This window comes from Bacillus nitratireducens (genome assembly GCF_001884135.1).
GTDB lineage: Bacteria > Bacillota > Bacilli > Bacillales > Bacillaceae_G > Bacillus_A > Bacillus_A nitratireducens.
The window spans coordinates 1-19934 of sequence record NZ_MAOC01000010.1 but is presented as its reverse complement, the minus strand read 5'-3'; the positions used below and the strand labels follow the sequence as shown (position 1 = coordinate 19934).

20 protein-coding genes and 5 pseudogenes are annotated in these 19934 nt (G+C 33.6%); 12 read left to right on the top strand and 13 right to left on the bottom strand.

What is annotated here, in order from left to right:
- Window positions 1-56: 56 nt before the first annotated feature.
- A complete protein-coding gene (locus BAU23_RS04410; RefSeq protein ID WP_016128850.1) occupies window positions 57-563 on the bottom strand; it encodes an RrF2 family transcriptional regulator in 507 nt (168 codons plus the stop codon).
- 210 nt (window positions 564-773) lie between these two features.
- On the opposite strand from BAU23_RS04410, the gene BAU23_RS04405 reads away from it, so the two are divergent.
- A complete protein-coding gene (locus BAU23_RS04405; RefSeq protein WP_016101676.1) occupies window positions 774-1415 on the top strand; it encodes an FMN-dependent NADH-azoreductase in 642 nt (213 codons plus the stop codon).
- 226 nt (window positions 1416-1641) lie between these two features.
- Here the strand turns inward: BAU23_RS04405 and dhaK are convergent, their stop codons facing one another.
- Window positions 1642-3393: a dihydroxyacetone kinase subunit DhaK gene (dhaK, locus tag BAU23_RS04400; protein WP_016128848.1), complete on the bottom strand. Its 1752-nt coding sequence runs from the start codon at window positions 3391-3393 to the stop codon at window positions 1642-1644.
- Between the two features lie 178 nt (window positions 3394-3571).
- Between dhaK and dhaS the strand changes: the two genes are divergently transcribed.
- The 3 genes from dhaS (at window position 3572) to BAU23_RS04385 (ending at window position 5558) form a co-directional block, all read left to right on the top strand.
- On the top strand, window positions 3572-4138 hold the full coding sequence (gene dhaS, locus BAU23_RS04395; RefSeq protein ID WP_000204220.1) for a dihydroxyacetone kinase transcriptional activator DhaS: 567 nt from the start codon (window positions 3572-3574) through the stop codon (window positions 4136-4138).
- 19 nt (window positions 4139-4157) lie between these two features.
- Window positions 4158-5156 (top strand): DhaKLM operon coactivator DhaQ, encoded by a 999-nt coding sequence (dhaQ, locus tag BAU23_RS04390; protein WP_016128847.1) that lies wholly within the window; start codon window positions 4158-4160, stop codon window positions 5154-5156.
- A gap of 294 nt (window positions 5157-5450) precedes the next feature.
- A complete protein-coding gene (locus tag BAU23_RS04385) occupies window positions 5451-5558 on the top strand; it encodes a YjcZ family sporulation protein (protein ID WP_000505673.1) in 108 nt (35 codons plus the stop codon).
- 243 nt (window positions 5559-5801) lie between these two features.
- Here BAU23_RS04385 and BAU23_RS04380 read toward each other — a convergent pair whose 3' ends face one another.
- Both BAU23_RS04380 and BAU23_RS04375 read right to left on the bottom strand, forming a co-directional pair.
- Window positions 5802-6437, bottom strand: coding sequence for a hypothetical protein (locus BAU23_RS04380; RefSeq protein ID WP_000903468.1), 636 nt, complete (start codon window positions 6435-6437; stop codon window positions 5802-5804).
- 141 nt (window positions 6438-6578) lie between these two features.
- Complete coding sequence (locus BAU23_RS04375) at window positions 6579-7196, bottom strand: VanZ family protein (RefSeq protein ID WP_000556715.1); 618 nt, start codon at window positions 7194-7196, stop codon at window positions 6579-6581.
- 244 nt (window positions 7197-7440) lie between these two features.
- On the opposite strand from BAU23_RS04375, the pseudogene BAU23_RS30480 reads away from it, so the two are divergent.
- The 3 genes and pseudogenes from BAU23_RS30480 to BAU23_RS04360 all read left to right on the top strand — a co-directional run.
- Window positions 7441-7542, top strand: a pseudogene (locus BAU23_RS30480) (TetR family transcriptional regulator); the annotation flags it as partial.
- A gap of 194 nt (window positions 7543-7736) precedes the next feature.
- On the top strand, window positions 7737-8048 hold the full coding sequence (locus BAU23_RS04365) for an ArsR/SmtB family transcription factor (protein WP_000433538.1): 312 nt from the start codon (window positions 7737-7739) through the stop codon (window positions 8046-8048).
- Window positions 8049-8302: 254 nt separating this feature from the next.
- Window positions 8303-9478: an MFS transporter gene (locus BAU23_RS04360; protein ID WP_071733643.1), complete on the top strand. Its 1176-nt coding sequence runs from the start codon at window positions 8303-8305 to the stop codon at window positions 9476-9478.
- A gap of 1129 nt (window positions 9479-10607) precedes the next feature.
- Here BAU23_RS04360 and BAU23_RS04355 read toward each other — a convergent pair.
- Together BAU23_RS04355 and BAU23_RS04350 are read right to left on the bottom strand one after the other, a co-directional pair.
- On the bottom strand, window positions 10608-10871 hold the full coding sequence (locus BAU23_RS04355; protein ID WP_002094700.1) for a DUF3937 family protein: 264 nt from the start codon (window positions 10869-10871) through the stop codon (window positions 10608-10610).
- Window positions 10872-10984: 113 nt separating this feature from the next.
- A pseudogene (locus BAU23_RS04350) lies at window positions 10985-11291 on the bottom strand (barstar family protein).
- Window positions 11292-11444: 153 nt separating this feature from the next.
- Here BAU23_RS04350 and BAU23_RS04345 point away from each other — a divergent pair.
- The gene (locus BAU23_RS04345; RefSeq protein ID WP_071733641.1) at window positions 11445-11786 is read left to right on the top strand and encodes a YolD-like family protein; all 342 of its coding nucleotides are present in this window, start codon (window positions 11445-11447) and stop codon (window positions 11784-11786) included.
- A gap of 137 nt (window positions 11787-11923) precedes the next feature.
- On the opposite strand, the pseudogene BAU23_RS30475 reads toward BAU23_RS04345, so the two are convergent.
- A pseudogene (locus BAU23_RS30475) lies at window positions 11924-12142 on the bottom strand (N-acetylmuramoyl-L-alanine amidase); the annotation flags it as partial.
- A 97-nt stretch (window positions 12143-12239) separates the two neighbouring features.
- Between BAU23_RS30475 and BAU23_RS30470 the strand changes: the two are divergent.
- Together BAU23_RS30470 and BAU23_RS04330 are read left to right on the top strand one after the other, a co-directional pair.
- Window positions 12240-12443, top strand: a complete 204-nt coding sequence (locus BAU23_RS30470) for a hypothetical protein (protein ID WP_071733639.1) — start codon at window positions 12240-12242, stop codon at window positions 12441-12443.
- 12 nt (window positions 12444-12455) lie between these two features.
- Complete coding sequence (locus BAU23_RS04330) at window positions 12456-12677, top strand: hypothetical protein (RefSeq protein ID WP_016128840.1); 222 nt, start codon at window positions 12456-12458, stop codon at window positions 12675-12677.
- A gap of 255 nt (window positions 12678-12932) precedes the next feature.
- Here the strand turns inward: BAU23_RS04330 and BAU23_RS04325 are convergent, their stop codons facing one another.
- Both BAU23_RS04325 and BAU23_RS30885 read right to left on the bottom strand, forming a co-directional pair.
- Window positions 12933-13331: a CHRD domain-containing protein gene (locus BAU23_RS04325; RefSeq protein WP_000464547.1), complete on the bottom strand. Its 399-nt coding sequence runs from the start codon at window positions 13329-13331 to the stop codon at window positions 12933-12935.
- Window positions 13332-13415: 84 nt separating this feature from the next.
- Window positions 13416-13735 (bottom strand): annotated as a pseudogene (locus BAU23_RS30885) (hypothetical protein).
- A gap of 999 nt (window positions 13736-14734) precedes the next feature.
- On the opposite strand from BAU23_RS30885, the gene BAU23_RS04320 reads away from it, so the two are divergent.
- A complete protein-coding gene (locus BAU23_RS04320; RefSeq protein ID WP_000653290.1) occupies window positions 14735-15058 on the top strand; it encodes a hypothetical protein in 324 nt (107 codons plus the stop codon).
- Window positions 15059-15176: 118 nt separating this feature from the next.
- Here the strand turns inward: BAU23_RS04320 and BAU23_RS04315 are convergent.
- From BAU23_RS04315 to BAU23_RS04300, 4 genes and pseudogenes are all read right to left on the bottom strand, one after another.
- Window positions 15177-15640, bottom strand: a pseudogene (locus tag BAU23_RS04315) (putative iron-sulfur cluster-binding metallochaperone).
- A 332-nt stretch (window positions 15641-15972) separates the two neighbouring features.
- Window positions 15973-16512, bottom strand: a complete 540-nt coding sequence (locus BAU23_RS04310; RefSeq protein ID WP_071733637.1) for a VanZ family protein — start codon at window positions 16510-16512, stop codon at window positions 15973-15975.
- Window positions 16513-16718: 206 nt separating this feature from the next.
- A complete protein-coding gene (locus BAU23_RS04305) occupies window positions 16719-17609 on the bottom strand; it encodes a Vgb family protein (protein ID WP_016128835.1) in 891 nt (296 codons plus the stop codon).
- Window positions 17610-17724: 115 nt separating this feature from the next.
- Window positions 17725-18120 carry a DUF3224 domain-containing protein gene (locus BAU23_RS04300; protein ID WP_016128834.1) on the bottom strand — a complete coding sequence of 132 codons (396 nt, stop codon included), beginning with the start codon at window positions 18118-18120 and terminating at the stop codon, window positions 17725-17727.
- A gap of 617 nt (window positions 18121-18737) precedes the next feature.
- On the opposite strand from BAU23_RS04300, the gene BAU23_RS04295 reads away from it, so the two are divergent.
- Window positions 18738-19682, top strand: coding sequence for a nucleoside hydrolase (locus BAU23_RS04295; protein WP_016128833.1), 945 nt, complete (start codon window positions 18738-18740; stop codon window positions 19680-19682).
- Window positions 19683-19934 lie beyond the last annotated feature (252 nt).

The window sequence follows — 19934 nt, the reverse complement described above, 5'->3', positions numbered from 1 at the left end:
ACATGATGGAATTAATATAAAAAAACAAAAAACTCTAACTAATTCGTCATGGCGATTTAGTTAGGTTTTTTTTGTTTGAAGTATTCACGAGTATCTACCCTTATCTTTTCAGGTAAAACAATATCAAGTTCTTTATCTAACCATGCAAGAGTCTTTTTACGAAGAAACTCACGCATGTGTTCTTCTGCTTCAAGCATTACTAAGTTAATTGTACAAGAAGAATTGCTAGGGTCACAAGAATTACAAGCGTCGTCTCGATATAGTAGACCATTCTGTACAATATTTTTACATTGAAAAATAGGTTTTGGGCCTTCGACGGCTTCTATTACATCCCAAAAAGAGATATCTTCTGGAGACTTAGCTAACCTATATCCTCCCTTTACACCTGGGACAGAATTCACAATGTCAGCTTTAGATAATTTACCGAAAACTTTTGAAAGAAATGTTTCAGAAAGTCCTTGAAACTCTGCCAAATCTTTTATTCCAACACTTTCCTTGGAAGGAGTATTAATTAAATAAACTAGGCAATGCAAGGCATATTCAACCCCAACACTATATTGCATATACAAATCACCTGCTTTTTATTTTAAGGGTTATCAAATTGTATCTTAGGACCATTTAGAATTTTAGTCAAATAAAAAAAGGCTCTTTTAGAATAGTATGTATTTCATTTGACAAAAATAATTTCAGAGCTTATATTAAAGACCGTATCAATCGACGATTAAAATGGTCGACAATTAAAACGTAAAAACTTTTAAAAAGGGGAAATACAAATGAACAAAACACTTATCATAAACGCACATCCGAAAGTGGATGATACATCATCAGTCAGCATTAAGGTTCTTAACCACTTTTTAGTATCTTATAAAGAATTAATTCCTAATAATGAAACGATTGAACAGATTAATTTATACGATGATGTAGTACCAATGATAGATAAAACTGTTTTAAGCGCATGGGAAAAGCAAGGAAATGGACAGAAGTTAACTGATGAAGAACAAAAAGTAACAGAGCGTATGTCCGAAATTTTACAACAATTTAAAAGTGCAAATACGTATGTGATCGTATTACCTTTGCACAACTTTAATATTCCATCAAAGTTAAAAGATTACATGGACAATATCATGATTGCACGTGAAACATTTAAATATACTGAAACTGGATCAGTGGGACTACTTAAAGATGGAAGAAGAATGCTTGTTATACAAGCAAGTGGAGGGATCTATACAAATGATGATTGGTATACAGAAGTGGAATACTCTCATAAATATTTAAAAGCAATGTTTAATTTCCTAGGTATTGAAGATTATCAAATCGTTCGTGCACAAGGAACAGCAGTACTAGATCCAAATGAAGTATTACAAAATGCATATAAAGAAGTTGAAGAAGCAGCTTCTAGATTGGCTAACAAATAAAGTGAAACTTTAATCAGTGGGGATTTTGTTCATCCCCCACTGATTATTAGTTGAACCAATCGGACGTTTACGGACAGTTGATCTCCCACCTAACTTCTTTGCTCCAACTGAATTTTGAGGTGGGAGTTTTACTGTCCGTTAACGCGGGATAAATTTTTTCACTGGAAGAATGATGGTTATAAATAAAGAACCCCTCCACCATAAGGCAGAGGGGATTTTCTCATTCCTATTTCAAACTACCCGCAATCTCCGTAAAGATAACTCCAAGCGCATGTGCACCTGCATCAGGATAGCCTAAACTTCTTTCACCAACTGTACCGGCGCGGCCCATGCGAGCTACGATTTCTTTCGTATACTCTGCTCCCTTAACGGCTGCTTCTGCTCCTTTTTCAAAGGCAGTTTTCACGTCTACTTCGTTTGAAGCGCTAGCTAACCAAGAGTCTACACATGGAGCAAGTGCATCAACAAGTGTTTTATCACCAACTACTGCTCCTCTTCCGAATGATCTTTCACCGATAGATTGTATGCCTTGCAGTGCTGCTTGCAACATTTCAGCGAACTCTTTCACTGTTAACTCACGCTTCTCGCCTGCTGCTTTACTAGCTGCGCGGAATGCTCCGCCCCAAATTGGACCAGATGCGCCGCCGCAATGTTCCATAATAATCATCGAACAACCGTCAAGGAATGATCCGATCGTTACGTTCTCTTGATCTACAATAGAATGCCACTCACGTTTTAATTGCTTAAATCCTTTTGCTACACTCATTCCGAAGTCGCCATCCCCTGCATGTGTATCTAATTCACAGAACGGTACTTCGTTTTTAATAATAACGTCGCTCATTTTATCAACGAGATAAATCATATTGTTTAATGTAATGACATTATTTTTAATAACAGCATGCTCTTCCGCTGTTTCTATTTCAAAGGAAACTTCCTTCTCTTCTACATCTTCAAGCACATTCACGTACTCAACACTTTCAACTGGCCCATCTACTTTAAACGCTGGTGTATTACATTCTTTCGATAGTAATGTTTTTAGCTCATCGTCTAGTTTCATTACTGTTAAAGACATACCAGCCATATCAATACTCGTCATATAATTACCAACGAATACTCTGTTTATTTTAATGCTTCTAGCAGCTAGTTCTCTCGTCACTGCGTTGTTAAATAAGTAAAGTTCTTGCAGTGGTGTTCCGCCAAAACCATTTACTAAAAGCGCAATTTCTTCGCCGTCTTTTACTCCTAAATCTTTTATTAAATCATTTGTCATACGGTTAGCTAATTCATCTGCTGACATCGTTTTTTCACGTTTAATACCTGGTTCACCGTGAATACCTACGCCGTATTCCATCTCATCTTCCGCAAGTGTGAAAGTAGGTGATCCGCTCGCTGGAACTGTACAAGAAGTTAACGCTAAACCGATTGTACGCACGTTAGCAGCTGCTTTTTCTGCGACAGCTTTCACCGCTCCTAAATCCATACCTGCTTCCGCTGCTGCGCCGGCAATTTTATGAACTAAAATAACTCCCGCAACGCCGCGGCGTCCTACTGTATACAGACTATCTTCTACCGCAATATCATCGTCCACTTTTACGTAGTCTACTTCAATTCCATCTTCCGTCGCTAAATGCGCACCGTTTTTGAAATTCATAATATCGCCGCTGTAATTTTTAATAATTAATAACGTTCCTTTTTTACTAGCTGTTTCTTTAATTGCTTGATACACCTGGATTTGTGAAGGAGAAGCAAACACATCTCCGCACACTGCCGCATCTAACATTCCTTTTCCGACTAATCCTGCATGCGCTGGCTCATGACCACTACCACCGCCACTAATTAACGTTACTTTATTTTCGTTCATTTCTTTCTTCTTAATGACTTTATATTTTTTCAAAAGCTCAAGCTCTGGGTGAGCCATAACCATTCCGTTGCACATTTCCATTACTAATGTTTCTGGTTTGTTTATAATCTTTTTCATTGTGATTCTCCCTCAATTCCTTTAATATATTGTGATATATTTGAAATCTTCTTCTTACTACTCATGTTAAAATGAAAGCGTTTTATAGTAAACGGACAAAATGGACAATCTGTCTAAAGACACTGCTCTCATTTGTAGGTAGGATTTTCATATTAATAACATTCTAGGGATGATCCACATGACCTCTTCTATAATTTCTAAAAAGATAATCGCGAATTCATTGAAGTATTTAATGGAAACAGAGTCGTTTCATAAAATATCAGTGAGCGATATTATGTTACACTGTCAAATGCGTAGGCAAACTTTTTATTATCATTTTAAAGATAAATTTGAACTATTAAGCTGGATTTATAGAGAAGAAACGAAAGAAAACATTATCGACTTTCTCGACTATGAAACATGGGAAAACATTTTCGATTTATTATTTGATTACTTTTATGAAAATCAAAAATTTTACCGAAATGCATTTAAAGTCATTGAGCAAAACTCGTTTAATCACTATTTATTTGAGCATACGAAAAACTTATATATGAAGATTATTGATGAATTATCTGTGAGCTGTGGATTCAGCCTTTCTGATGAAACAAAAAATACGATTGCCTCCTTTTATAGTCACGGCTTCGTTGGAACGATAAAAGATTGGATTGAAAGCAAATGCGAAGTAGATCCGTCCATTATGTCTTCTCTCATGAAAAATATGATAAACAATCAATTACTACTTTTACTCGAGCAATCAGCAAAGTAATCAAAGGGTGGCAAAAGCAATGAAAAAGATTATGAATGATGTACAAAATATTGTTCAAGATATGCTGCATGGCTTTTATTTTGAACATAACGATAAAGTAAATTACGACGAAACACATAACATCATTTATGTAAAAGATATCGCAAAACTGAAGCAAAACGTTGTCATGATAAGCGGCGGTGGTAGCGGACACGAACCTGCTGATATTGGTTATGTAGGAAACGGAATGCTTACGGCGGCCGTAAACGGCAGTATCTTCACTCCGCCTACAGTCGAACAAATTGTGGCGGCAACTCGCTTAATGCCAAAAGATAAGAGTATTTTATTCATCATTAAAAACTTTAAAGATGACGTAGAAAACTTTCTAGAGGCGAAGCGAATCGCCAAAGAAGAAGGAAGACAAATTGACCACATCATCGTAAATGACGACGTTTCAATTGAAGATGATGCTTCTTTTAATAAAAGAAGACGCGGCGTCGCTGGTACTGTTTTCGTTCAAAAAATATTAGGTGCGGCCGCTTTTGAAGGCCATTCTTTAGAAGAACTAACAACACTTGGTCGTTCTATCACCGACAACTTACACACATTAGGAGTCGCCCTTTCACCTGCCAATGATCCCATGCAGGGAAAAGCTTCATTCACATTAAACGACGATGAAGTCTTTTATGGCGTCGGCATTCACGGCGAAAAAGGTTACCGTAAAGAAGCACTATCCTCTTCTGAAATATTAGCGATCGAACTTATGAATAAACTAAAAAGCATTTATCGCTGGAAAAAAGGTGACGACTTCGCCATCCTCATTAACGGATTAGGCGCAACTCCATTAATGGAACAATACATTTTCGCAAACGACATTCGCCGTTTATGTGAGCTGGAAGGCTTACATGTGAAGTTCGTAAAGGTTGGTACTCTTCTAACTTCTTTAGATATGAAGGGTGTTTCACTGAGTTTGCTTAAGGTAGAAGATTTGGATTGGGTGAAGTGGTTGAAGGTGGATGTTGGAGCGAGTAGTTGGTAACAATAAACGAAACATTATGATGATTGAACGTTTAGTAATCAAAAGTACTGACTTATATGAAGAATGTATAAATCTAAGGTATCTGTAAATAAATCGAAGCATACATACTATTTGCAAGTTATCCACCCGTTTCGAAATGCGGTTATCAAGTCGGAGAAAGGCACCTTAAGGTGTCTTTTCTTTATTTTCAAAAGGACCTGCTCAATTATTGCGTTAAAAACATAAAGTAATTTGAATCCGTTAAAATACATGAGTGACCCCTTGTTTTCCCCTCTTATTAAAGGAGGAACTATTATGGGATTTGGTGGTAGTTGTGGCGGCTGTGGATTTTCTGGCGGCTTTGCTTTATTAGTAGTATTGTTTATTTTATTAATCATAGTTGGAGCTTCTTGCTTCTGCTAAACAAACTATCGGAAAAGACACTCTTATATGGGTGTCTTTTCTTTGTAATAAAAAACTCTCCATAAAGGAAAGTTTTTAAATTTATACATTCAAGTCATCAAATTAGTTATTTATACAGCACCTTATCACTTTCGGTCTTTAGTGTGACATACAAATAATCCTTCCGCTACACAAAGTTGCTCAACTAACTTTAATTCCTTAGATCCAAAACTTATATAATTAAAACACACATCATCATTACATTCATTTCCTTACATCAATAGTTAGCTCATCTGTAATCTGCTCAAGACGGAAAAATCTATTTATATAATGGATATCTGACCACTTTTCTTCCCCACCAATAATAAATAACTCTTGCGCATCATACATAAATGAAAAGCTTGGATAGAAACTGTCCGCTTTTATTTCAATCTCACCAGTACTGTTACTGATAATCTTACAGTCTGTTGAATAGCTTAATAACGTATAGAGAGAATCTCGTGCTGATTGGAAGAAATACTTCATAAGTGTAGTTATATCATCACTATCGGTAATGAACACTTTAAAAAAGTTCGTATCCTTTTTCTTATTAGTAAAAACTAGCTCAAAATGAAATGTATTCTCTTCTAAAAAACTTTCAATAAGGTCTCTACACAAATAAGTTTCAAATACCATATACATAGGAATTTTGTTAATTGCACCTATAAATCCTTTAATGATTTCTTCAAATCCTGTATGCTGATTCCAATTCGTCCCCACTCCTATCATAATAGGACGATTTAAATAGATAGGATACGGTGATAATCCTTCATCTTTTAACATATACACTCGTTTTCCATCTGTATGAAAAGCAGGTTGAAACTCTTTTAGTAAGTATTGAGATAATTGAACATGTAACATATTTACACCTACCTATCATGTAATACATAAACTGTATCTGTTAAGTCAGAAAATCGGATGTACCATTCACATTTTACCGTGTTTGAGCTTGGAGAACTAGAATCATTTTATAAACGATATCGCAACCATCTTATTGGAGGCTTACAGATCTCCAGGATAATAAATGAACATCGCACCTACAAATGAACACACTAAACAAAAAATAGCCTCGTATTTTATAACTAGAGGAAAGTTGGTATCAAGCTTTTTTTCCTCTCTTTTACATATCATTTTAAATAAAACTCTATATATTACATACCCAATAATCGCCCCGAGGGTATTCGTAAATAAATCATCAATATCTGTAATTCTATTATTTAGTAATTGATTTAACTCAATTGCCAATGAAAAAAAGAATCCCGCACATACGGTGTTTTTCATTTTTCTAAAATGCGGCCAAATAGTCGGTAATAAAAAACCTAACGGCATAAACAGTAAAATGTTCAAAAGATACGCAGTACTACCTGCAGTATCAAATAGAGTCAAGTTGATTTGACTTACACGAATCCACGTTTCATATCTACTTATATCCCATACAGTCGCGATCTGCGTCACCCCATATACTAGCGAAAGGTAGAATAGAAAAACATATACCCATAGAAAATGCAGAATAGATATATTTCTTTTCGCTTTAAAATAAAACACAATTTGAAACACAATACAAAAAATAATAGTAAAAGAATAAGTATACAAATAATCCATCAAAACTTCTGTATGCATGTAGAATCCCCTAACTTTACATTTTCATCTATGACTTTATCGTTTTTAGTCTCCTTCTTGATGTAACTCATTTATAGGATAGGAAAAACTTTTAAAATAAAAAATGGGGTAAACATAAAATTTTCCTTAAATTTTATGTTGGGTTTTATTATTACTCTTCTTAGGAATCCGCCATTGATAGCTAGGCAACAACATGCTTAAACCTGACAATATTATCATTTTTACACGTAATCCTCGTAGTACTTTAACCGATGAAGCATATATAAAATCATGTGAATCGTTTGTTCAGTTACCACATGAAATTAAGAAATATATGACGTACTATAATCACTCTTGCTATCAATAGAATTTAAAGAAGATGACTCCTGTTTGCATACAGAAATCATCTTTTTTAGGTTGCCTAACTTTTTTTAGAGTGTCCTTTACAAAGGATACAGATCAAGAGCACCTTATTCCTATTCAAGGGGATCAACTATACCTTCTCCCCTTAAAATCACCAAAACCCATTTACAAATCTATAAAAGTAGATATAATATCCTTATGGAACCTTTATTGATTTATAAAGCATTGTCAAATGAAACAAGATGTCAAATTTTATCATGGTTGAAAAATCCAGAAAACCATTTCGATGAAAAAGCTTATCTAGAGCAAGGCCTTAGCTTTCAAGTTGGAGTGTGCGTAGGAGATATCCAGCTTAAAACTGGCTTAGCCCAATCGGTTATTTCTAGTTATTTATTAACTATGAAAAAAGCAGGTTTACTACAATCTGACCGAATTGGAAAATGGACCTACTATCGCCGAAATGAAAAAACAATACGAGAGTTTTCTGAATACGTTCAAAACGAATTATAAAATGAAAGCTAATAATTAATTGATTATTAGCTTTCACACATTCTGCTTTTTTATAAAATTGCACTACCTATAAAAGCAAGAAACATAGAAAGGAGAAAATTTTTTAATATATCACATCTAATTATCTAGATATCTGTTATTGTATTTGAAATTACATAGTCCTGATAATATTGGCATCCAATCATGCTTGTAATAATGCTTATTTGTTAATGAATTTACTTTCAAAATACCGATACGAATGGAGAGTTTTATAAATGAAAAAAGTAAATCCTTTACTTATTCTGACACTCGCAATAGGTGTGTTCGGAATTATTACTACCGAGATGGGTATTGTCGGCGTATTACCACAAATCACTGAAAAATTCGGAATTTCAACTACACAAGCTGGATTTTTAGTAAGTATATTTGCACTAGTTGTTGCTATTTCTGGTCCGTTTTTAATTCTGCTCGTCTCTAGTATGAATCGCAAAATAATTTTATTATCAGCAATTTTCATATTTGTTATTTCAAATATAATCTACGCCTATACAACACAATTTGAAATCATGCTTATTTTTCGTATTTTACCGGCAGCACTTCACCCACTCTTCTTTTCAATCGCTCTTGTAACAGCTGCTAAACTTGTCCCTCCAGAAAAGAGCGGTCAAGCGGTTACAAAAGTTTTTATGGGAATTACTGTTGGCTTTGCTTTAGGTGTACCACTAACCTCTTACCTTGCAGATCAATTTTCACTCGAAATTTCTTTCTTATTCGGAGCGCTTGTTAACACTCTTGCATTCATTGGAATACTAATCCTACTTCCTTCTATGCCTGTTACAGAAAAGATGTCTTTCGGCAAACAAATTCGTATACTCGGCAAACCAGGATTATGGTTAAATATTTTAACCGTCACATTCCTTTTTGCAGCCATGTTTTCCGTATACAGCTACTTCGCTGAATACCTTGCAAAAGTAACTTCCATGAATGGATCTCTCATCAGTATCATGCTATTCATATTTGGTATCGTTATGATTTTAGGTAATCATTTATTTGGAAGTCTCCTGCAAAAAAGTATAGTAAATACAGTAATATTATTCCCTATCCTATATTCTATTGTTTATATATTAGTTTATTATTTAGGTTCCTACCTTGTTCCAATGATTTTTATCGTATTCATTTGGGGAATCGTACATGCTGGTGGATTAATTGTTGGTCAAACATGGTTAATAAGCGAAGCAAAAGAAGCGCCTGAATTCGGTAATAGCTTATTCGTTTCATTCTCAAATCTCGGAATTACTCTAGGAACAACAATTGGAGGCTGGTTCATTTCAAACTTAGGTATTCACCAGCTTATTTGGAGCGGATTTATATTCACACTACTTTCATTTCTATTAATTATAATAAAACTAAAATTTTTCAATTCTAATAGCCAGGCTTCATTATCAAGCTAGTACACTTTCAGTTCCAAATTTGATAAAAAAATTATAAATTCTTCTCTATATAAAATTTTATAAACTAAAAAGTATAATGCCGAAAGCCTTTAGCCATAATTACGACTAAAGGCTTTTTTGTATATAAAGTGGAACTTTAATCAGTGGGGGCTTTGTTCATCTCCCCACTGATTATTAGCCTTCACCAATCGGGCGTTTACGGGCAGTTCATGCGGGATAAAAATAAATCTAAAAGGAGCTAATTTTATGGAACATAATCAAAATGGCGTACTTGCTTTAATTGTTTTGTTTTTAGTATTAGTGTTTTTTGTTAGTGGCATGGTTTATCATTTATGGGGTTCTTTTTAATTTCAACTTTTAAGCAGATAAATAATTCAAATACTACAACGTGTATTGTAATTATCGATATGGAATATTTCCCAAAACAACAAAGCATAGATTTAAATTTTCTTTCTCAATGGACAAAATAACTTAACATGGTAAAATAATATTTGGACGGGAGTCCAATATTATTAAAATTAAGATGGTTCAAGTCGGAGGAAGGCACCTTAGGGTGTCTTTTCTTTTTTGTTAATTAATATATTGTTCTCTTCTAGGTGACTCTTTAAACTATAAATTTTAATAAAAAGACGCTCATGCAGGCGTCTTTTTTCAATAAGTCATAAATATGTTTTTTCTAAAACACTCGTTAATCGTCCATAAAGCAAAGCTTCATCTATTAACACTGGTTATGTACTAAACTTTTTATTATTTCGGCATTCTAGACAATCTTATGAATACTCCCAAACCTGCTAAAAAAAAGCCTAAACAGAGCAAACTACCTGGACTTCCCCAAACTATTTCATTAATCATATTATATACCCCCTATAATTTATAAATACTGTACTATTTTACCATATAAATATAAATACAGATAATTAAATTTCCTTTTTAAAGACAGTCATTAATCGACCATATAATGTCTCCTGATATTCATGCAAATATCTAAACATCGTAAATCTACATTTCACTGACAAGAATAAAAAGACTGATTTTTCTACAAAAAACCTTGATTAGGGCTTCTTATTCTGCTTTTACAGCAAGATTCTCCATGAAATTGCTAATTGAATAAATTTGAAAAAAGACGCATTTAGATTGATGCGTCTTTTGGCGATGTCTCTTTTGTGAAATCATATAAGGCTATTGCACCTACAATAACAAGTATGCTTTCAGGAGCATCTATCAAAATAGCTTTCCAAATTTTTGGTATTACCCATTTAATATCTGCTGCTGTTTCAAGATATGTTTGAAAATAACCGATTGTAAAATCAATTACAGATAAACATACAAATAATGTTAGACAAAATCGAATTAATTTCTTATTTTTAAACATGTAACACCTCTCAAAATTCATTGGATATTCCTACTTTTGGTTCGTTATATATTTACATCCTTATATTTAATTTTAACATACAAAAAAACCCAAATAAATACAATATGCATATTTACATATCATATTAACAGTATTCAATTAAATAAGAATTCGCTTTTCCATTCAGAATCCTTTCTATCCTCTTCATTATAATCAAGAAGACACTCTTTCATTATTTTTGTATCTCTCGGTAACCTTTTTTTCTAACTTTGACCATCCGTCGAAGATCATTTTGTTTGGCAAATGACACACAAATCCTGCAATACAATCCCAAAAATCATCCCAGTTTTCCCCGTACAAATCAGGAAACTCAAGCTTCTCTTTAAGAAGTAAATGCAATTCTTTTGCATTATAAATGTTGCTTACATCTATGACAATAATTGATTCACGTTCATTACTCAATTATATATAAATCATGCTTAGTTACATTAGGTTAATTTTATAAAGAGTCAAAAACCTCTAAATATTTATTTTATAATTATATAAACAATCCTAACATCTCCAAAATTTGATATAATGATACAGTTATTAATAGCAATTAGGGAGATATACAGCATGCACGATACACATATGCCAAAAGAAATAGGAATGACTAAGCGGACTCCATTCGCTTCGATACCGAAGAAATTCACCGCTATTGGTAAGATTGTTAAAAAACAAACAAAAGTGGAGCGCCCTACATTAACCCAAGACGAACAAGAAATTATTGAAAACAAGTTAATATGTTCATTTCTTTCTGAAGAGAAGATATTGATTACTTATTATAGGGATGGTCATTTGCTTACTAGATATGTGACTGTAACTGACATAAATCCGATACAGAATTTAATAACTTGCACTGATGCATCTTATAACAGAGTTTTCCTTAAATTTATAGATATAATTAACTTGAGATAAAAACATTCAGTTTTTCAAATGTATCCGGGAATAAAAATGAAAGAATCTTGTATTCTAGGTTAAATACAGATAGAGAAAGCTAAAGAAGCATTTAGATAATAGTTGAAGACGCCCGATTAAGGACGGCTTCAACTATTATCTAACTCTGTATTAGGTAGGACATCGGTTTGGATATAACATAGTCCAGAAAGTGAATCAAGATTAACGCTACCTTTTATTCCTCGTTCTGCCATAGCTTGAATAGCTTCATCTAAGGAGTTAGTACTGAATCCACCTGACTTAACGTATTGATATCCACCATTAGAACCCCTGTTTCCTTCACCATTCCCAACAGTTTGTCCCGTTAGAGCGTATAGTCATAACCCCTCCTTATGGTAATTCCTTTTGTAAATCTTTTTATTTAAATGTATAATTGTATAAAAAGTTCTAAAACTTTGAATCGAGGTGAAAAGCATGAGAAGTTTTGGCTCATTAATGACCTCTACTATCTGCTCAATAATCCTTATAATTTGGAATGCCTATTCCTTCTATGATGGATTCACAATGGGACATACGTATTACTGGGTTAATGGCATCGCAGCTGTTATCTTCTTTCTATTCTTTATCGTAAACATGCGAGAGATCAAAAAGAAAAACTATAGAACTTCAGAACGATAGGAGTTGATACATATGTGGAAAAAAATTAAGACTTATAGATTGAGCTTAAAAGATTTAAAGTTCATGTTATGGCTGTTCGGTATTACATGCTTTATATACAGCTACAATTTCATTGTAGGACTTGCTTTTGTCCACAAATTCCAAGTTTATGATTTAGGTGGTGCTATAGCGACATCCGCCGCATTTATGGATACTAGAAATAGAATTAAAAATAAAAATTATAAAGCAGCTTAATATAAAAAGGATCCTTTGCGGTTTCCTTTTTTCTATGCAAAATAAAAAAGCAGCGGATTCGCTACTTCTAATTAATTGTAACTTCATATTGTTTTCTAATTAAATTTGATTACTTTCAAAACAATGAAAATGGATTTTAAAAGTAATTAAGATTATATTGGCTATCTGTATTTTTTCAGTCATCCTATTCCAAATAAAAGCCCGCTCAACGGATGATTTATGTCTTACACTAAACTTTTTCACTACTATACTTAATTAGCAATGATACAATTGGCCACGAATTTCGCCATTAGGATGTTGTACTGTATGAACATTAATATAAATGTTTCCAGAGATGATTTCATTTACAAGAGCGGCTAAAGTTTGACCAGCCAACGGCCCAACCAAATCCTCTTGAGTGATCATCCCTGTAAAAGTTGCACACTCTATTGAAACCGGATTTGTTATAGGCCCAAATAAAAAAGCTACAACAGGACCGTTCGTTCCTTTGGCTCCTAGATGCAGATGGGCAACTACTACATTTTCTATATCGAATAAATCTAACTTGAATTTTAAACTAAGCTCGTCCTGGCTTAATTTAAAGAAAGCTTGTCCTCTAGCATCGGTTTCTACTGGTGGAACTTCATTTCTACCACGTAACTTTGCGAAGAACATATTTATCACTCCTATGCTTTTATTTACTCCTAATATATTCTAGTCCTTCTTAAATGGTGACAAACAATTAAAGCATCGGATTCGCTACTTTAATTGTTTGTTGTTTGCTTCTATTTCTTCTTCATTAAATGATTTTTTTACATTTTTTTAAAATCCAACCCTTTATAAACAAGTTCCTTGAACTCTTTCATAGATAATGGGATCATTCAATACTTCCCATAATCCTATCAATTCTGTATATTTAGGTGTCTCCATAAAATACTCGTGTGATTTAACTATTTCGAAGTGTCTATGGAATTCCCAATGACATTCTTCGCATAAATAGTAGAAAGCGGAACACCTGTCATTTCGAAAATGTCATTTACACTCAAACTATTTTCTGTTCTATGGTTTCCTAGCCCCATTGTTATTCCTCGCTTTCTACTTGTAAATTTCTATTTCAATTGAATATGCAATATTTCATATTTTATTATTTTGATATCCCTTTATTAACTATCACTTTCTAGTTCATCATTAATATCCATTGATAAATCAACGTTTGTAATTTAATCCCTTGTATTAAACCCCTACAAGATTCTTTTAAACGATATATTAGAATAAACATATTGGAATTTCTTGTTCTACACATCTATACGTGTTTTGTGTATTATATAGCAGAAGAGTAAGGTAAGAGTTACTCTTTGCCATTTTAGAAAAGGTTCTGTTGGAGACAACAGAACCTTTTTTGTTCGAATTTCAATAAAACAATTCTTAAATTCCATCTCATTGGAAATAATTATATAATGAAACTGATTAAATATTAGGAGTGCTATTAATGTCTGATATAATCCGTCTCTTAATTATCATGATGATTGCAACCTTTTTATTTTCTTCCATAATAATGGAGTTTAAAAAACCTCAAAAAAGCATGTTTTGGTTCTCAATTGAAGTCTTGTCTCTCCTCGGGGTTTTACTGCTAATAAAGGAATTTTTTATCAATCATATAACATAGTCCCCTGAATAAAATTCAATATTCCGTCAATACTGTAGACAACCGATTAAGTTACTTTCTCCTTGTTCCCCCTTGGAGAACCGAGCAGTTAGCTTTTGCTGACTGTTCTTTTGTTTGAAATTAAAATAGCGTTTTCATCCCAAATGGTGCCCTCATTCTTTTGGACACATTTACCAGTATTTTTACCAAAAAATTCATGATATCGTTAATTAGTCGAGTACGTCATTACTTGACGATTACCCTTAGGAGCCCCGCAGACAATCGGGGTTTCTTTTATTTAAAGTCATTTTCTCTTTTAGGGTGATATAGTCCTTAAGATCTTGTTAAACCTGTGCAATTACGGTTGGAATTTCATTCTGTTTGACACATATCCCCAGGCTATCTGGACATGATAAAAGATGAGGTGACTGACATGAAGGATAAAATATTGGAATTAGTACCAGAATCGGTAAAAAAATTACTCCAGAAAAAAGTGAAAGATGGAAACCGATGCATCATTGATTTAGTTGTGGATGATGCAACTGCTTATGGATTTGAACCGGAGCAAGTAATCCCTTGTATCATGGCGAGTTATTATGTTTATGAATCTACCACCTATCCCAGTGAAATGGAGGAAGAATGGAAGCTGAACTTGGTTTTTCATGCGGCCAATCGCTCGGCAATGAAGCTTCTGTCCTATGGGAAGTATAAAGCGAAACAATCTGAAAGTGGATGGATGAGATATACAAATCCATAAGGTTTACTTAACATACACTAACTAGCTTGGTGAGCATGAGGCAACGTCACATGCCCATCGACTTGAGATTTTGAAATACCCCAAGTATTTTGGTGAAAAAAAGCAACATTTAAGTTTCTTATGACATTTTTCTAATATAAGTTGTAACATTGCCTAAACAACAACTACCTTGTGGATTGTTTAGGCAATGTTACAACCACATCGATTTTCTCTTATGTTTTCGCGAATATGCTCTACTGGATTAGGAGTAAGTCCATTTTCCACATATTGTTTGATTTTTTCTTTTGTCCAATCAAAACAATAACAAATTGGTGTAGTTGCTGAGTCATCTTTTTGATTTACAGCTACCTTTATGTCAGGTACAAAGTATTTTTTATTATTCGTATCAAAATAGACTACATCACAATCTTCGTTTGAACAAAAATAGTGATTTTCTTTAGCATTTAATGTTTCTAATGCAGATGGTTTAAGCAATAATTTTAGTGTAATCAACTTTACATTCTTAGCTTTATTTTTACATGATGGACAATGACCATTATTTTCAATTTTTATTCCTTTAAGGTTACTACAACAATCTTCCATTATTCTTCCAACTTTACAATTTATTATTTTTATAAATATTCTTCTGCTTCCTTTTCTGAATCTATTAAAGTTTTGATAATAAGATATTGCATCTATCTCACCTCATATAAAGTATAAACCCTATACCATAGTACAGGGTTAAGGAAAGTATTATTTACTATATTATCGATTTACTTTCTTAAAATAAACTGTCATTATTCAATGAGCCTTTTTCAACAACATGCTCCGATTGCAGTATAAAGTTCCTAAAAGTGCAGTCTTAACATGTAAAAAATTTACAATCATTATCACTCCACGCTCCGTTAATAATGTCCGATGTTTCAATTCATCTATTAGCCATAATTCCCGTACCTAATAACACCAATAATTAATAACAACACTAATGAAAAAATACATATAGTTCCGATTGAAGCTAAAACATTAAGGATTTTATTTGCTTTTGTACTAAACAGCTTACAAAATACAATATAAATTCCAACTCCAATAATTCCACCTAATGTATTTCCGATAAGGTCAGTTATATCGCTACCTCCTATAGCAAAGATGAATTGTAATAATTCAAATAACAAACTTATTCCCGCTATTGGTACAATCTTTTTCAAGAAAGACCAACTTGGTTTTAGCATGCTGATATAAATTCCAAATGGGATAAATGCAAATACGTTATAGATTATTTCACCAATATCTATTTGCTCGTTTTTAATAACTGAACCAGCAAAAGGGATTAAGTTGATTCCCCTAAAATCCGTGAAATGACGCAAGTCTTGAAATGAAAATTGCATTTTAAAGAGTATAATCCATGTTAATACAAATAAATATACGGTCAACAAGCCAGCAGTTATTTTATTTTGGTTACTTTTTGATTTTTCCATATAAACCCTCAATTCCTACTTACAATCCAATCTTTTATCCTACTTCACAATTGAATCTCTTAAATAACAAATTATAGCTTGGAATATTATGTTTGTGCTACCCCTAACTTGTAACGAAAAAATGTACATTTTCACTTGGAGATGCCAATTTTCTCGTTTGGGGATATTTACTTTTCTGAGCTTGATAGCGATGGACGATATCCCTATTACGTAATGATTGTTAGACGTCCAATTTGATTACACTCTTCAGCGAACCAAAGATCGCCATCCGGACAAAACGTGATACCATGTGGCTCTGCATTGTTTGTAGGTATCGTATATTCCGTAATAACTCCTTCAACTGTAATACGGCTGATTTGGTTACCTCCCCATTCTGTAAACCAAAGATCTCTGTTCTTCCCGGGTATTATGGCATGCGGACGAGCGTTCGGCGTCGGTATAACAAATTCTTTGACCTCACCTTCGAACGTAATTCTACCAATTTTATTGCCCATGATTTGCACAAACCATATTGCTCCATCTGGTCCGCTCGCAATTCCAACTGGCCCGGAGTTGGGTGTTGGGATTGGATATTCTTTGACCTCACCTTTAGTGGTTATTCTCCCAATCCTATTGTTCTGATTCTGTGTAAACCATAATGCACCGTCTGATCCCAGAGTAATAAAAGAGGGAAATGATTTGGAGTTAGGCAATTCAAACTCGGTGATTTCCCCTGACTTTGTTATTCTTCCGATCCTACCATTATTCATTTCTGTAAACCATATTGCTCCATCTGGGCCTTCCGTTATGCCAAAAGGTGCAGCGTTCGTTGTAGGGAGTATATATTCTTCAAAAAGACCGTTCATCGACATTTTACCGATCTTGCTTGAGTTATATTCCGTAAACCATAAGTCACCGGTCTGGTCCGAGATAATTGACATAGCTCCTGCATTTGCTGTCGGAATGGGAAAGGAATATATTTCACCAGTAGCATTTATTCTACCAATTCGATTCCCTTTCTGTTCCGTAAACCACAATGCTCCGTCTTTTCCTACGGTTATTCCATATGGCCCTGAATCTATTTCATTGACCACATATTCTTGTATCGTGATCCTCATATCATTTCCTCCCATTGAAAATTTCGAGTCTTGTTTTTCGGTATAATTTAGTTTAAAAAAGGACATTCCTGGTATTACAGTGGATGCCCTTTTTGCTAAATTATAAGATATTTTGTTAGAATTCAAAGTCTAGAGTCATTTTACTGGTTTGACCTGTAAACTTATAATTATAGGACCCTTTCAGGCTTTCTAATTCACCAGTAGCTTTGATGATTGTTGCAGGGGAATCAAGATTTCCCTTATCAAATATCCCTTGCTCTATAGCTGTAAATGTCCCTCGTTTTCCCTTATAAACTCCTTCAAAATGTAAAAACCCGGAAATTTTAGCAGTAGCCAAGTGACCATCATCTATAGTTGATTCTAAATAATATAATAAATATTCAACAAAAGCTTTTCCTTTTAATTCACCGTCAATATCATATTCGACATGGGCAATATTAATAGGGAAATCTTTTCTAGTGTCATTGACTGGCTTTTCATCCCATTTACTTACTGTAAATGTTACTTCCATACGCGTAAACCTCCCTTCATCATTAGATGAGTAATTTACCTCCAGTATATCACCTAAAAAGCACCATCAATAATTATATCTCATAGGAGTGTTTCTAAAGTAACGGGTGCTTCTTATATGACATTGAAGGTAAATTTTTATTTAAAAGTTTACTTTCGTATTTACAATGAAATACAAATGATTTTTATTAATTTGTTATTTTCATACTTTTACAAAACTTATTTTCACTATATGAAAATACAAAACAATTTATGAAGGGATTCTTTACAAACAAAAAGAAGGCATCTCGAATAAAGATTAATCAAAATAGCCTTCTTTACACATGCCCATCAACTTAAGCATTCAGAATTACCCCATCTCCAGGGGAAAATATACATTTTTTTGGTTTTGAGGGCCACCTGATGAGCATAGGGTATCAGAAAAAACGCGTTAAAATCAGTATTTATATACTATTTCGTTTCATACAAAAGGAATTTGTTCATTATTAACGAAAGTGTATGTTAACTAAATGAATTCATTCATACACAGTACTACAAAAAGAAATGGGGACAATCTTATATTACGATACATAATTATAATCCGTTTAAGAAGCTAGTAAAATTAAGGAGAAACATTGTATGGGGAAAAAAGTATTGTTCTTTGGAGATTTTGGAATTGACGATACGATAGCTATCATATATGCACATTTAACAGATAAAATTGATGTTATAGGAATTGTTGCAGACTATGGGAACGTACCTCAAGCTGAAGTTGTTAGAAATGTTCGCTTTTTACTTAAAAGTGTAGGAAAAGAATATATAAAAGTTTTTGGTGGGGCAGAGCATTCCATGTCTTCAGAAGCTGAAACTTTTTATCCAGAAGTTCACGGTAAATTTGGGATAGGGCCTATTCACCCAGGACTAGAGCTTCAAACATTTGAGAATTTTTTTGAGGTTCTCGCACTTATTAAGCAGTATAAAAATGAACTTATTATCGTGAATACCGGAAGGCTAACTTCACTTGCAACTTTATTTCTCCTTTATGGAGATGTGATGGAATATGTACATTCTTATTATATTATGGGAGGAGCTTTTCTATATCCAGGAAATGTTACTCCCATTGCCGAAGCTAACTTTTATGGCGATCCTGTAGCAGCCAATATTGTAATGAGATACGCAAAGAATCTATCAATTTATCCTTTGAATGTTACACAATCGGCTATCGTAACACCAGAAATGGTCAATTATATTCACTCTAAAGGAAAAACTAAGTTTTTAAAACCTCTTTTAGACTATTACTATTATCAATTTTATCAAAAAAAAGTTCCTGGAATACAAGGTAGCCCGGTTCATGATGCGCTCACTTTGATTGCGATTAATCGTGATGATATTTTTACGTACCATCAATCAGCAGTGACGGTTAATGTACTTGATACTGTACGAGGGCAAAGTATAGGAGATTTTAGATCTACTTTTGAACCAGAAACATTCGGTAATCGTCCAAAACATAGGATTGCAATACAAATGAATTATGAACAATTTTTTAAGGAGTTTATGACTGTAACGACTGGCGACCTATTTTAGTGAATACCCTTGTCCATCAAGCTAAGATTTTAAAGTAACCTCTAAATGGAAATTTTGTGTTCTTATAGACCTGAAATTTATTTTTATCATTTTGGGGATAACTTGTTTTCTTAAGTTGATGGGCATAGGGCGGTACCCCTTAAATGTAGGTTCAATAATATAGTTATCAAGTCGAAGAAAGGCACCTTAAGGTGTCTTTTCTTTATTTTCAAAAGGACCTGCTCAATTATTGCGTAAAAAACATAAAGTAAA